This is a genomic window from Kitasatospora sp. NPDC018619 (assembly GCF_044391605.1).
Taxonomy (GTDB): domain Bacteria; phylum Actinomycetota; class Actinomycetes; order Streptomycetales; family Streptomycetaceae; genus Kitasatospora.
The window spans coordinates 502733-515280 of record NZ_JBISAI010000002.1 but is presented as its reverse complement, the minus strand read 5'-3'; the positions used below and the strand labels follow the sequence as shown (position 1 = coordinate 515280).

Sequence of the window (12548 nt, the reverse complement as noted above, 5' to 3'; positions counted from 1 at the left end):
CCATGACCACGCCCGATCCCTCCGCTTCGGACCGGCTCGCCCGGATCGTCCAGCTCTCCTCGGGGAGCTACCTGCTCGTCACCACGTACAGGAAGGACGGCACCGCCGTGCCGACCCCGGTGTGGGTGGTGCGCGACGGGGAGGCGCTCGGGGTCTGGACCGTCGCGGACTCCTGGAAGGTCAGGCGGATCCGCAACCGCGCCGACGTGCTGGTCGGCCCGTGCGACGTCAAGGGCCGCCCGACCGGCGAGCAGTACCCCGCCACCGCCGAGATCCTCGGCCCCGAGCGCACCGCGGCGTACCGCACCCTGCTGCGCCAGAAGTACGGCCTGCTGGGCGTGCTCACCCTGCTCGGCAGCCGGCTGCGCCGCGGCGAGCGGGGCACGGTGGGCATCCGGATCACCCTCGCGGACTGAGCGGCGGGCGCGGCCGGGCGGATGTCCGCCCCTCGGGCCTCCCGGCCCGCCGCCCGCTGGGCGTGCAGAACCGCTGGGCACCGGGCCGACCGGCGGGTGAGGGGCCGGCGCGCGGCTGTGCGAGTCCTTGCTAGCATCCGCGGTCCGACAAGTCGGTCAAGGAGCAGCGGTGGAGCAGGGGCGGATGGAGCTGGCGTACACGCCCACCGGTGGGGACTTCCGCGAGGCTCTCGCCGCGCAGGCCCGGCACACCGCGGTGGGCCGGGTGGCGCGGGTGGTCTGGTGGCTCCCGGCGGCGGTGTCGCTGCTGGGCGGCGCACTGAAGCTGGCGGACGGCGAGGCGGGAGCTCCGGACGCCGTGCTGGCGGTCGTCCTGGTGGCGCTGGCGGTGTACGCCCCGCGGCTGCGGGCTGCCTCGGCGCACCGTCGGGTGGCCCGGCGCGGCGGGCCGCGCACCGTGCTGGTGGACGGGGCCGGAGTGACCGTCACGGACCGGTGCGGCACCCAGTCCCGGGCGTGGGCGACGCTGTCGGGCTTCGTGGAGACGGAGCACCTGTTCGTGGTGCTCAACCGCAGCGGCTCCTGCCTGCTCATCCTGGCCAAGCGCGGCACGGCGGACCCGGCGGCGCTGCGCGCCCTGCTCGCCCGGCACACGACCCCGATCGGCGCTCCGGCCCCCGCGGACCCGGCCCCGGAGGTCCGGGCCTGACACCCGCGGCCCGTACCGCCCCGCGACGTGGCAGGCTGGCGGGCATGGACGAGAACGGGGCCGCGCCGCCGCCCCTGCTGGTGGTGGACGGCGCGAACGTGGTCGGATCGGTGCCGGACGGCTGGTGGCGCGACCGGCGGGGCGCCGCCGAGCGCCTGCGGGACGCGCTGGTGCCGCTCGCCGACCGGGGCCTCGCGGAGCACCCCGGCCCGCTGGAGGTGGTGCTGGTGGTGGAGGGCGCGGCCCGCGGCGTGGACGGCGTGCCCGGGGTGCGGGTGGTGGCGGCGAGCGGCAGCGGCGACGACCGCATCGTCGAGCTGGTCCGGGCCGCGACGGCCCGGCACCCCGCCCGCGTCTGCGTGGTCGCCACCGCCGACCGCGAACTGCGCTCGCGCGTCGGCGCGTTGGGCGCCGCCGTCACCGGGCCGCGCAGCGTACGGCCGTCAACCCAGGGCTAGACGGCTTCGTTCGGACCAGCCGGCGCCCCAGGACGATCCCTGCGCCGTGCGGCCCGGCCGGGCAGACGGCCGCGGCCTTCCCGTAGAACGACCAGGCGACGCGGAAGGGACGGCTACACGCAGCTGCTGCCGTCAGCCCTGCCGACAGCCGCCCACCAGTCGATCACACGGGTCGCCATCGCGTCCGGTCGCAGGCCCAGAGGGTCGAGACCGAAGTGGTCCTCCAGTTCTCGCCGCAGAAGCGCACCGATCTCTGCCTGGTCCGCGCCACGGCGCAGGCGCTGGAGCAGCGGCGCGAGCATGCAGTCGTACTCGTCCTGCACCTCGTCGGCGACGCCGATCGGGTCCCACTCGTTGAGCAGCTGCCGCAGGTCGTCCTCGGTGCTGTCGGTTCCAGGCCGCATCACACCAGGGTGCCACCCCGGAACCGCCGTCACCCCGCCCCCGCCACGGTCCGAACGAACCGCCTAGTCGTCCTGGAGGGCGTACATCCCCCAGTGGATCGACGGGTCGGAGGTGTGCACGCTGAACAGCAGGTCCCGGCCCGGGCGGGCGGGGACCTCCACCGTCCCGAGGCCGGTGGAGTCCACCGGGCACTGGACCGTGAAGTCGGCCGGCGCCTCGCCGCCGATGTGCACCTCCGCCGAGCCGCCGCCCCGGCAGCCGAGCGTGAACGTGAACGGCAGCGACGGGTTCACCGAGGCCGTCACGGCGCCGCCGTCGCCGATCCAGTCCGGTATCCAGAGCAGCGCCGCCGGCCCCGGGTGCGGCAGGATCTCGCCCGTCCCCGGCTCGCCGATCGCCGGAGCCGGAGCCTGCGCCGCCGCTCCGCCCCCGGCCGGCGCCGCCACCGCCGCCCCGGCGACGGCGAGCACCGCCGCCACCGCCCCGGCGACCGCCACCACGCCGTTCTTCCCCGTCCGCTTCATCGCTGACTCCCCCTCCGGTGTCCGTCCGTTCGTGCGCCCGGTGTTCGGCGCACGAAGCAACACTACGACGCCCCACCGACGACGGGCACCCATCGGGGCACCACGCGGCCCGGCCGCACCACGCGCGACCGACGCGCGACCGACGTGCGACCGACGTGCGACCGGCGTGCGACCGTACGGGAACCAACCGCCCGGCCCGTCCGACTGCTGGGGGGTGAGTGCGAAGTCGCCGGGTGTCCGGCCGTTGAGAGCGCTGGCGGGGTTCGTCCTGCTGCTGGCGGTGGTGTTCGTGGTGGCCTACGGGGTGGGGCGGCAGGCGGGGCCGGTGGCGCCCGGGCTGCGGCCGGCGAGCGGGGGCGGGTCCTCGCCCGGCTCGGGCGGGCACGACATGGGCGGGATGCGGTGAGCGCCGTCGCCGAGCCCGTGGTCGCCACCGATCTGGCGGTCGGCGGGATGACCTGCGCCGCCTGTGTGGGCCGGGTGGAGAAGCGGCTGACCCGGATCGAGGGGGTGGCGGCCGGGGTGAACCTGGCGACCGGGCGGGCCCGGGTGCTGCACCCGGCCGGGGTGCCGGTCGCGGAGCTGGTCGCGGCGGTCGAACGGGCGGGCTACACCGCCGAGCCGCTGCCCGCGGGGGCCCCGGTCACGGTGGCGGCCGAGGAGCCGGACGACCGGTGGCGGCTGCTGGTCACCGCCCTGCTGGCCGTACCGGTGCTGGTGCTGTCGATGGTGCCGTCGGCGCAGTTCACCGCCTGGCAGTGGGTCTGCTTCGGGCTCGCCGTCCCGGTGGTGACCTGGGGGTCGGCCGGCTTCCACCGCCGGGCCCTGCGGGGGCTGCGGCACGCGGCGTCGACCATGGACACCCTGGTCAGCCTGGGCGTGGCGGCCTCCTTCGGCTGGTCGGCGTACGCGCTGTTCCTCGGCGGGGCCGGCGATCCGGGCATGCGGATGCCGTTCTCGCTGACCGCCGACGGCGGCGGGACGGCGCACGTGTACCTGGAGGCGGCGGTCGGCGTGCCGCTGTTCGTGCTGGCCGGGCGGCTGCTGGAGGGCCGGGTGCGCCGGCGCAGCGGGTCCGCGCTGCGGGCGCTGGCCGAACTGGGCGCCAAGCAGGTGTGCCTGCGGTCGGCGGACGGCGAGGAGCGCCTGGTGCCGGTCGAACTGCTGCTGCCCGGCCAGGAGTTCGTGGTGCGGCCGGGCGAGCGGGTGGCCACCGACGGGGTGGTGGTCGAGGGCGGTTCGGCGCTCGACCTGAGCCTGCTGACCGGCGAGAGCGTGCCCGTCGAGGTCGGCCCGGGGGCCCGGGTGGCCGGGGCGACGGTGAACGTGGGCGGCACCCTGGTGGTGCGGGCCACGGCGGTCGGCGCGGACACCCAACTGGCCCGGATCACCGCGCTGGTGGCACAGGCCCAGGCCGGCAAGGCGCGGGCGCAGCGGCTCGCCGACGCGGTGGCCGGGGTGTTCGTGCCCTGTGTGCTGGCGGTCGCGGTGAGCGTGCTGGGCTTCTGGCTGGGTGCGGGCGCCGCCCCGCAGGCGGCGGTGACGGCGGCGGTCGCGGTGCTGGTGGTGGCCTGCCCCTGCGCGCTCGGGCTGGCCACGCCGACGGCACTGCTGGCTGCCACCGGGCGCGGCGCGGAGCTGGGCGTGCTGGTGCGCGGCCCGGAGGTGCTGGAGAGCCTGCGCCGGGTGGACACCGTGGTGATGGACAAGACCGGGACGCTGACCACCGGCCGGATGGAACTGGCGGCCGTCAGCACCGCGGACGGCCTCCCGCAGGAGGAGGCGCTGCGCCTGGCCGGCGCGGTCGAGCACCGCTCCGAGCACCCGGTCGGCCGGGCCGTCGCGGCGGCGGCCCGGGAGCGCTGCGGGCCGCTGCCCGCGGTGGCGGACTTCCGGGCCACCGCCGGGCTCGGGGTGTCCGGGACGGTCGAGGGCCGGGCCGTCCGGGTGGTGCGGCCGGACGACACCGTCCTGCCGCCGGCCCTCGCACAGGCGGCGGCGCAGGCCGGGCAGGGCGGCCGGACGGCCGTCGCGGTCGAGCTGGACGGTCGGCCGGCGGCCGTCCTGGCCGTCGGCGACACCGTCCGCCCGGGCAGCTGGCGGGCGGTGCACCGGTTGCGCGGGCTGGGCCTGGAGCCGGTGCTGCTGACCGGGGACGGCCCCGGCGCCGCCCGGGCGGTGGCGGCCGAGCTGGGCATCGGACGGGTGCACGCCTCGGCCTCCCCCGAGCGCAAGGCCGAGGTGGTGGCCGAGCTGCGCGCCGGCGGACGGACGGTGGCGGTGGTCGGCGACGGCGTCAACGACGCGGTGGCACTGGCCTCGGCGGACCTCGGGGTGGCGCTGGCCTCCGGGAGCGACGCCGCGATCGGCGCGGCCGGGCTGACCCTGGTGCGCGGCGACATCGAGGCGGTGGTGGACGCCGTCCGGCTCGCCCGGCAGACGCTGGCGACCATCCGGGCGAACCTGCTCTGGGCCTTCGGCTACAACCTGGTGCTGATCCCGCTGGCGGCGGTGGGGCTGCTCAACCCGATGCTGGCGGCGGTCGCCATGTCGCTCAGCTCACTGCTGGTGGTGGGCAACAGCCTGCGGCTGCGCACCTGGGAACCGGGGCACGGCCGACGGAAGGGAGGACGGCGGTGAGGGTCTTCGAGCGGCTCGGGGTGGTCGGCCCGCCGGTCGGCGCGGCGGCGCTGGCACTGGTCCTGCTGACCGGGTGGACGGCGTCCGGCGGGGCCGGCCGGGCCCGCCCGGTGGAGGCCGGGCCGGGCTGGGTGCTGCTGCCGGCGGCGGGTGCGTCCACCGCCACGGCGGCCTTCTTCACGATCCGCAACCCGGGCGACGTACCCGACGAACTGACGGGTGCCGGCTGGGAGTCGGGCGGCCGGATCACCCCGAAGCGGCACCTGCACCAGGGCGCGGCGGGCCGCTGGGAGCCGGTACCGGCCCTGCCGGTGCCGGGCGGCGGCGAGCTGCGGATGACCCCGGAGGACGCGGACCTGGTGATCGCCGACCCGCCGCCGCTGCGGGCCGGCCAGTGGGTGGAGTTCACCCTGACCTTCCGGCACAGCCCGCCGCTGCGGGTCGGCGCCCGGGTGCTGCCCGCGGGCGAGCGGCCGCGCTGACCGGCCCGCAAGGGCCCGCCGAGGCCCACCGAGGACCACCGCAGCCCCGGCGGCCCCGGCGGCACCGTCAGGCGGGGTGCCGCCCGAGGGTCTCCTCGGCGGCCCGGCGCGGGGTGGCCGCGCCGGGCGGGCCGTACCCCGTCCGCAGGACCAGCTGGACGTGGCCCGGCCCGGCGGCCGGGTCGCGCAGCGCCCAGCGGGTGTCCGGCCACTCGACCGCCTGGTGCCAGATGCCGATCCGCACGCCGTGCACGGTGGCCAGCAGCCAGACCCGCTCCAGCGCCTGCCCGGTGCGCAGCCAGTCCAGCGGGCCGTCGCCGGTGGTGCTGAGGGTGCACAGCTGGGGCAGCGGCTCGAAGCGCCGGGAGGGCTGCGCGGCGGGCTCCGGCGGGCGGCCGGCGAAGTCGCGCGTCGGCACCCGGGCGTCGTGGTCCCGCGGGCCGAGCGCGGAGCGCGGGATGCCGTCCACGGCGGTGCCGTCGTCGGGCCGCAGCCAGGCGCGGGACTCGGCGGCGCGGGCCGGGTCGGCGGCGTTGCGGCGCTCGGCCTCGGCGGTGAGCGCCTGCACCCGCCGCACGCCGTCCTCCTCCAGCGCGGCCAGCGTGACGCCCTCCGCGCGGGCGGCGGCCATCAGCTCGCCGACCACGGCCTCGGGGACGTCACGCGGGGCGAAGGGCTCGCGGCTGGAGTGCCGGGCGTCGATGGCGGGGTAGAGGTCGGGGCCGAAGGGCGCCTGCTCGGCGGCCGGGCGGGAGAGGTCGAGCACGGCGAGCAGGCCGGGCTCGGCCGGGTCCGGCAGCAGCCGGACCAACGGTTCCCGGTCCAGCCGCCCGGCCGCCACCCGGAGGTTGAACACGGCCGCGCCGGCCGCGATGTGGACCGCCGCCCCGGACGGGTCGGCCAGCGGTACGGCGCGCGCGGTGTCGGCGTGCACGGCCAGGCCGCGCCCGTCCGGGGTCGGCGTGAAGCGCCAGGGCTGGCTGTTGTGCAGCGAGGGCGCCGCGCCGCCGGCGGCGGCCAGCAGCCGTAGGTCGGCCGCGCTGAGCATCGGGGTGAGAGCCGGGTCGAGCATCATGGCGGTCCACTCCTTCCACCGAGGGGTTCGGCCGTAGCGGCCCGCGGGCCCGCTGCTTCCGAGCGTGCGCGCGCGAACGGGCCCGGGGACAGGGCCCAAGGGCCCGTCCCCGGGACCGTTCGCGGCCCCGCCCGGATCCGGCCCGGTCGGCCGGGCCCGTCCGGTGGATCGGGACGGGGGCGGATCCACCGGACGGGCGGCTGTCACCCGTGCGGGACGACCGCGACGGGGGCCTCGGCGTGGTGCAGGACGGCGTGCGCGACCCGGCCGAGCCGGGGGCCGAACTCCACCGACCGGCGGCCCCGGCCGACCACGACCAGCCCGGCGCCGGCGGAGGCCTCGACCAGGGCGCGGGCGGCACCGAGCTGCACGTCCTCCACCACCTCGACCTCGGGGTGCCGCTCGCGCGGCCCGGCCAGGGCGAGCGAGAGCAGCTCGGCCTCCAGCGCCTCCAGCTGGCCGAGCTCGGCGGCCGGGACGGCGCCGCCCGCGTAGCCGAACACCGGCGGCAGGTCCCAGCCGTGCACCGCCCGGAGCCGGGCGCCGCGCAGGGCCGCCTCGCGGAACGCGAAGTCGAGCACCTCCGCCTCCGGGGTGTGGGCGTCGACGCCGACGACCACCTCGCCCCCGCCCTCCGCGCCCGGCTCGCGCACCACGACCAGCGGCACGGTGCTGCGCCCGGCCACCGACATGCTGACCGAGCCCAGCAGCAGCCCGGCGAAGCCGCCGCGGCCGCGCGAGCCGAGCACCAGCAGCTCCGCCTCCGCGGCGGCGGCCAGCAGGCCGTCGACCGGCGCGTCCAGGACGGCGTCGCTCTCCACGGTCAGGTCCGGGTGCAGCCGGCGGACGTCCTCGGCGGCCTCGGCCAGGGTGCGGCGGACGGCCTCGGGCAGGTCGTCCGCCTCGGCGAAGGAGGACACCCCGTCGGTCAGCCACGGCCAGGCGTGCACCAGGCGCAGCGCGGCTCCCCGGCGCACCGCCTCGGCGGCGGCCCAGTGGACGGCCGCGGTGCTCTGCGGCGATCCGTCGACCCCGGCCAACACGGTTGACGTCATGTCTCTTCCTCCACACTGTCGACACCCGGTCGACGCTCGGCGGTTCGGTGCGGGCCGCGGTGCGCTCTGACGCCCCGTCCGCTCCTCCCCCACCCTGGCAGCCCCGCACCGCGCGGCGGCAGGGGCCCCTGGGCCCTGGACGACGGGACGAAAGGCCCGCCCGACGGAGCCTACGGCGGACCCCGCCGTCCTCACCACCGACCCCCGGGCACTACCGTGAACAGGGCGATCCCGCTGGTCGGCCGCCGGGCGTGCCGGGCCGGGCGGGGCGGCGGCCGTCCGCGGGACGGACGCGGCGTGTCCGGGGAGTGGACGGGCCGCTCAGGGCAGCACGACGAGGAGGACAGCGGTGGGCGGAGCGGACGGCGGCGCGGCGGTGGGCGGCGCGCGGATGCCACGGCTGCGCCTGGACGAGCTGCTGGAGGAGCTCCAGTGGCGGATCGACGCGGCGCGCGGCACCCAGAACCGGGTGCACAGCCTGCTGGAGGCGGTCCTGGCGGTGGGGCGCGAGCTGGATCTGGCGCAGGCGCTGCACCGGATCGTGGAGGCCGCCGCCGACCTGGTGGACGCCCGCTACGGGGCGCTCGGGGTGATCGGTCCGGACGGCCACAGCCTGTCGCAGTTCCTGACGGTGGGTCTGTCGGAGGAGGAGATCGCCGAGATCGGCCCGCCGCCGTCGGGCCGGGGCATCCTGGGCGAGCTGATCCGCGAGCCGCGGCCGCTGCGCTGCCCGGTGCTGTCCGAGCACTCCGCCTCGGCGGGCTTCCCGCCGAACCACCCGCCGATGCACACCTTCCTGGGGGTGCCGGTGCGGGTGCACGGCGAGGTGTTCGGCAACCTCTACCTGACCGACAAGCGCGGCGGGCTGGACTTCGACGAGGACGACGAGGCGGTGATCGCCACCCTGGCGGTCGCGGCCGGGGTGGCGATCGACAACGCCCGGCTCTACGAGGAGGCGCAGCTGCGCCAGCGCTGGCTGCGGGCGAGCACCGAGATCACCCGCAGCCTGCTGTCGGGGGCGCCGCGGCTGGAGGTCGTCGAGCTGATCGCCCGCCGGGCGCGGGAGATCGCGGGCGCCGAGCTGGCGGACGTCTCGGTGGCGCTGGCCGGCCCGGAGGAGCGGGCCGAGGAGCTGACGGTGGAGGTCGCGCTGGGCGGCACGCCGTCCGCCCGGCTGGGGGTGACGGTGCCGGTGGACGGCACGCTGTCCGGGGCCGCGTACGCCTCCGGCTCGCCGGCCACCAGTGACGAGCTGTCCTGCGACACCCGGTTCCCGGCCGGCCCGGCGGGCCGCTTCGACGGGCTGGGCGCGGCGGTGGCGGTGCCGCTGGGCACCGGCACCGGGTACGGGCGGGGCGTGCTGCTGCTGGCCCGGGCGCAGGGGGAGCCGCCCTTCGGGCCGGAGGAGACCGGCCCGCTGCTCGGCTTCGCCGACCAGGCCGCGCTGGCCCTGGAGCTGGCCGAACGGCGGCGCGACGCGGAGCAGTTGAACCTGCTGGAGGACCGCGACCGGATCGCCCGGGACCTGCACGACCTGGCGATCCAGCGGCTGTTCGCGACCGGGATGACGCTGCAGAGCGCGGGCCGGCTGATCGAGAGCCCGGCGGCCGCGGACCGGGTGGCCCGGGCGGTGGCCGACCTGGACGAGACCATCAAGATCATCCGCTCGACGATCTTCGGTCTGCGCGCCCACGGCGAGCCGGACCGCGGCCTGCGCGCCCGGGCCACCCGGGTGGTGACCGACGCCCAGGGGCCGCTGGGCTTCGCGCCCCGGCTGAGCATGGAGGGCCTGCTGGACACCGACGTGCCCCAGGAGCTGGCCGGGCACGTGGTCGCGGTCCTCGCCGAGGCGCTCAGCAACGCCGTCCGGCACGCCGGGGCGTCCCGGGTCGAGGTGACGCTGCGCGCGCTGGCCGGGCGGGTGGTGCTGACCGTGACGGACGACGGCGTCGGGGTGCCCGAGGGCGGGCGGCGCAGCGGGCTGCGCAACCTGGCCGAGCGCGCCGACCGGGTCGGCGGCAGCTTCACTGTCGGCCCGGCCGAGGGCGGCGGCACCCGGCTGGCGTGGGAGGCCCCGATCGGGTCCTGAGGCCCCGGCCCGGCGCGGCCGCCGGGCCCGTCAGCCGCGCCGGGCCCGCTGGGCGCGCAGGAAGTCCAGCAGGTGGGCGTTGAACTCCTCCGGCCGCTCCATGTTCGGGTAGTGCCCGGTGCCCTCGACGGTCACCGCGCGGCCGTCGACGACGGTGCGCACGACCCGTTCGGCCAGGTTCACGTGGTCCGCCGAGTCGAGGCCGCCGTTGATCGCCAGCAGCGGGACGGTGACGCCGGTCAGCCGCCTCCAGGTGTCGGTCACCGGCTCCAGGTACTGGGGCTCGTCGGGGGCGTGCTTGCCGACGGTGTTGCGGGTCATCTCCTTGAGCCGGCGCACGACGTCGGGATCGACCTCGTCCAGGCCGCGGTGCGGGCCCGCGGCGAGCCGGGTGAAGGAGTGCAGCCAGCCCTCGCCGTCCCCCTCGGCGAGCGCGACGGCCTGGTCGGCGGCGAGCTCGCCGAGCCACGGGTCGCCGAACTCGGACTCGCTGGTGCCGTTGCCGCTGATCACCAGCGCGCCGACCAGGTCGGGGTGCTCCAGGGCGAGGTCGAGGGCGATCGTCCCGCCCATGGACAGCCCGATCACGGTCAGCGGCCCGAGGCCGAGGTGGCGCAGCAGGTCGGCCAGGTCGTCGGCGGGGCGGAAGGGCCGGCTCGCGTTGTCGGAGGCGCCGTGGCCGCGGGTGTCCGGTGCGATCACCCGGTACTCGGGCAGCAGGGCGGGGAGTTGGTCGAGCCAGCTGCGGTGGTCCAGCAGGCCGCCGTGCAGCAGCACCAGCGGCTCGCCCGTACCGGCGTCGAGGTAGGCGAGTCGGCCGTGGCCGCTGTCGAAGGAGCGCAGGCCGGCGGAGCGGCCGGTAACGGCGGAGTCAGTCATGACGACAATTTTAGGTCAGGCGACCTATATTTGTCTGCATGAGCACCGAACCCGTCCCCGACGGACACCCCGCGCACCCCACCCTCCCCGCCGACCGCCTCCACCACAACCCCGACGGCCCCGTCCTGCTGGTCGGCGGCTACGGCACCGTCGGCGCCGAACTGGCCCGACTCGCCGCCCCCGCCTGGCCGTTGCTGCTCACCGGCCGCTCCGAGCAGCGCGGCGCCGACCTCGCCGCCGGACTCGACGGCGCCACCGCCCGGCGCTGGGACCTCGCCGACCCCGAGCCGTTCACCGCCGGCGTCCGGGCCGTCGTCGGAGTGGTCAACGACCCGGACGACCGGGTGCTGCGGGCCGCCGTCCGCGCGGGCGTCCCGTACGTGGACGTCACCCGCTGGACCGCCCGGCTCCAGCGCGCCGCCACCCTCGCCGCCCTGCTGCGCCCGACCGCGCCGGTGCTGCTCTCCTCCGCCTGGATGGGCGGGGTGACCAGCCTGGTCGCCGCCGCGCTGGCGGCCCGGCTGGGCGGGGCCGAGCGGGTCGAGACCGCCGTCCGCTGGGACCTCGCCGACCGGGCCGGCGCCGACTCGGTGGAGTTCATGGACCGCCTCGGGCTCGACTACGAGGTGGTGCAGGACGGGCGGCGCCGCTCCGTCGCCCCGCTCACCCGCCCGCGCACCGTACGGATCGGCGGCACCCCGACCCTCGTCGCCGGGATCGACACCCCGGAGCAGTTCACCCTCCCGCTGACCCTGGGCGCCACCACCGCCGCCACCCGGATCGGCTTCAGCTCCCGCGCCTCCACCACCGCCCTGCTGGCCGTCCGCCGCGCCGGGTTCTTCCGCTGGGGGCGCGGCGAGCGCTGGGAGCCGGCCCGCCGCGCGCTGCTCCACTCCCCCGGCGAGGGCGGCACCGCCCTGCTGCGCACCGACGTGACGGCCGGCGGGCGCACCCTCACCGCCACCGTCGAGGACCGGGCCGGCCAGGCCCGGCTCACCGCCGTCGGCGCGCTGCTCGCCCTGCGCCGGGCGCTCGGCGCGGACGGCGCCCCGCCGCCCGCCGGGGTCGCCTTCCCGGAGCAGACCCCGCTGCCCGGGCAGGTGCTCGCGGACCTCGCGGACCTCGGCGTCCTGGTCACGGTCACCGCGGCCCAGGGGCGGCACGGCGCGGGGGCGGCGGCATGAGCAACGTCCGGGGCCTGAGCGGCAAGGGCGCCCAGCGCCGCGAGGAACTGCTGGACACCGCCGAGGAGTTGCTGGTCACCACCGGCGGCGGCGAGCTGTCCATGCGGGCGGTGGCCGCCGCCGCGGGCGTCCGCCTCGGCCACCTCCAGCACTACTTCCCGACCCGTACCGAGCTGGTGGCCGCCGTCCTCGGCCGGGTGCTCGACCGCTCGGTGGAGCGCCTCGGCCCGCTGCTCGACCCGGCCCGCGCCCGGGACGCCCGGCTCGGCGGACTCCTCGGTGCGCTCCTCGCCGAACACCAGGACCCGCGGCTGGTCCGGCTCTTCGCCGAGCTCTGGGCGCTCGCCGCCCGCGACCCGGCGGTGGCCGCCGCCGTCCGGGCCTTCTACACCCGCTACCGGGAGTTGGTCGCCGCCTTCCTCGCCGAGCGCCACCCCGGCCTGGCGGAGGAGGAACGGCGGGCCCGCGCCCGGGTGTTCATCATGCTGGTCGAGGGCGCATCGCTCCTCCGCTCCGGCCTGGCCGGCACCGCGGAACCGGCGACAGACGCCGAACTCCTGCGCACCGCCGAGGCGTTGCTAGGGCGTGTCTGACAATTGGCGTCGGACCAGGGCGCGGCGTCGGGGTGCGTG

The 12548-nt window shown here is 77.8% G+C and carries 14 protein-coding genes; 9 read left to right on the top strand and 5 right to left on the bottom strand.

Going from position 1 to position 12548, the window contains the following annotated elements:
- Positions 1–2 precede the first annotated feature (2 nt).
- The 3 genes from ACH5AR_RS04860 (at position 3) to ACH5AR_RS04850 (ending at position 1583) form a co-directional block, all read left to right on the top strand.
- Positions 3–416 carry a PPOX class F420-dependent oxidoreductase gene (locus ACH5AR_RS04860; RefSeq protein WP_396299950.1) on the top strand — a complete coding sequence of 138 codons (414 nt, stop codon included), beginning with the start codon at positions 3–5 and terminating at the stop codon, positions 414–416.
- Between the two features lie 169 nt (positions 417–585).
- Positions 586–1125 (top strand): YcxB family protein, encoded by a 540-nt coding sequence (locus ACH5AR_RS04855; RefSeq protein WP_396299949.1) that lies wholly within the window; start codon positions 586–588, stop codon positions 1123–1125.
- A gap of 44 nt (positions 1126–1169) precedes the next feature.
- The gene (locus ACH5AR_RS04850; RefSeq protein WP_396299948.1) at positions 1170–1583 is read left to right on the top strand and encodes an NTP pyrophosphohydrolase; all 414 of its coding nucleotides are present in this window, start codon (positions 1170–1172) and stop codon (positions 1581–1583) included.
- A gap of 113 nt (positions 1584–1696) precedes the next feature.
- On the opposite strand, the gene ACH5AR_RS04845 is transcribed toward ACH5AR_RS04850, so the two are convergent.
- Positions 1697–1987 (bottom strand): hypothetical protein, encoded by a 291-nt coding sequence (locus tag ACH5AR_RS04845; protein ID WP_396299947.1) that lies wholly within the window; start codon positions 1985–1987, stop codon positions 1697–1699.
- Positions 1988–2050: 63 nt separating this feature from the next.
- Positions 2051–2512, bottom strand: a complete 462-nt coding sequence (locus ACH5AR_RS04840) for a hypothetical protein (protein ID WP_396299946.1) — start codon at positions 2510–2512, stop codon at positions 2051–2053.
- A gap of 244 nt (positions 2513–2756) precedes the next feature.
- On the opposite strand from ACH5AR_RS04840, the gene ACH5AR_RS04835 reads away from it, so the two are divergent.
- From ACH5AR_RS04835 to ACH5AR_RS04825, 3 genes are read left to right on the top strand one after another with little or no spacing between them, the layout of a single operon-like run.
- Entirely contained in the window at positions 2757–2918 is a 162-nt protein-coding gene (locus ACH5AR_RS04835; RefSeq protein WP_396299945.1) for a hypothetical protein, read from the top strand.
- A complete protein-coding gene (locus ACH5AR_RS04830; protein WP_396299944.1) occupies positions 2915–5152 on the top strand; it encodes a heavy metal translocating P-type ATPase in 2238 nt (745 codons plus the stop codon). The genes ACH5AR_RS04835 and ACH5AR_RS04830 overlap by 4 nt, the downstream gene beginning before the upstream one ends.
- On the top strand, positions 5149–5634 hold the full coding sequence (locus tag ACH5AR_RS04825) for a copper chaperone PCu(A)C (protein ID WP_396299943.1): 486 nt from the start codon (positions 5149–5151) through the stop codon (positions 5632–5634). Before ACH5AR_RS04830 ends, ACH5AR_RS04825 begins: the two co-directional genes overlap by 4 nt.
- A gap of 67 nt (positions 5635–5701) precedes the next feature.
- On the opposite strand, the gene ACH5AR_RS04820 is transcribed toward ACH5AR_RS04825, so the two are convergent.
- Both ACH5AR_RS04820 and ACH5AR_RS04815 read right to left on the bottom strand, forming a co-directional pair.
- Positions 5702–6709, bottom strand: a complete 1008-nt coding sequence (locus ACH5AR_RS04820) for an Acg family FMN-binding oxidoreductase (RefSeq protein ID WP_396299942.1) — start codon at positions 6707–6709, stop codon at positions 5702–5704.
- Between the two features lie 203 nt (positions 6710–6912).
- On the bottom strand, positions 6913–7764 hold the full coding sequence (locus ACH5AR_RS04815) for a universal stress protein (protein WP_396299941.1): 852 nt from the start codon (positions 7762–7764) through the stop codon (positions 6913–6915).
- 391 nt (positions 7765–8155) lie between these two features.
- On the opposite strand from ACH5AR_RS04815, the gene ACH5AR_RS04810 reads away from it, so the two are divergent.
- A complete protein-coding gene (locus ACH5AR_RS04810) occupies positions 8156–9853 on the top strand; it encodes a GAF domain-containing protein (RefSeq protein WP_396299981.1) in 1698 nt (565 codons plus the stop codon).
- A 30-nt stretch (positions 9854–9883) separates the two neighbouring features.
- On the opposite strand, the gene ACH5AR_RS04805 is transcribed toward ACH5AR_RS04810, so the two are convergent.
- Entirely contained in the window at positions 9884–10732 is an 849-nt protein-coding gene (locus ACH5AR_RS04805; protein ID WP_396299940.1) for an alpha/beta fold hydrolase, read from the bottom strand.
- Between the two features lie 38 nt (positions 10733–10770).
- On the opposite strand from ACH5AR_RS04805, the gene ACH5AR_RS04800 reads away from it, so the two are divergent.
- The gene (locus ACH5AR_RS04800; protein ID WP_396299939.1) at positions 10771–11916 is read left to right on the top strand and encodes a saccharopine dehydrogenase; all 1146 of its coding nucleotides are present in this window, start codon (positions 10771–10773) and stop codon (positions 11914–11916) included.
- Positions 11913–12509, top strand: coding sequence for a TetR family transcriptional regulator (locus ACH5AR_RS04795; RefSeq protein ID WP_396299938.1), 597 nt, complete (start codon positions 11913–11915; stop codon positions 12507–12509). The genes ACH5AR_RS04800 and ACH5AR_RS04795 overlap by 4 nt, the downstream gene beginning before the upstream one ends.
- Positions 12510–12548: the final 39 nt, after the last annotated feature.

Coding starts and splice junctions, on each gene's coding strand:
- ACH5AR_RS04805 (WP_396299940.1), bottom strand. CDS start 10,732: ATGACTGACTCCGCCGTTACCGGCCGCTCCGCCGGCCTGCGCTCCTTC.
- ACH5AR_RS04795 (WP_396299938.1), top strand. CDS start 11,913: ATGAGCAACGTCCGGGGCCTGAGCGGCAAGGGCGCCCAGCGCCGCGAG.
- ACH5AR_RS04800 (WP_396299939.1), top strand. CDS start 10,771: ATGAGCACCGAACCCGTCCCCGACGGACACCCCGCGCACCCCACCCTC.
- ACH5AR_RS04810 (WP_396299981.1), top strand. CDS start 8,156: ATGCCACGGCTGCGCCTGGACGAGCTGCTGGAGGAGCTCCAGTGGCGG.
- ACH5AR_RS04850 (WP_396299948.1), top strand. CDS start 1,170: ATGGACGAGAACGGGGCCGCGCCGCCGCCCCTGCTGGTGGTGGACGGC.
- ACH5AR_RS04815 (WP_396299941.1), bottom strand. CDS start 7,764: ATGACGTCAACCGTGTTGGCCGGGGTCGACGGATCGCCGCAGAGCACC.
- ACH5AR_RS04840 (WP_396299946.1), bottom strand. CDS start 2,512: ATGAAGCGGACGGGGAAGAACGGCGTGGTGGCGGTCGCCGGGGCGGTG.
- ACH5AR_RS04820 (WP_396299942.1), bottom strand. CDS start 6,709: ATGATGCTCGACCCGGCTCTCACCCCGATGCTCAGCGCGGCCGACCTA.
- ACH5AR_RS04860 (WP_396299950.1), top strand. CDS start 3: ATGACCACGCCCGATCCCTCCGCTTCGGACCGGCTCGCCCGGATCGTC.
- ACH5AR_RS04845 (WP_396299947.1), bottom strand. CDS start 1,987: ATGCGGCCTGGAACCGACAGCACCGAGGACGACCTGCGGCAGCTGCTC.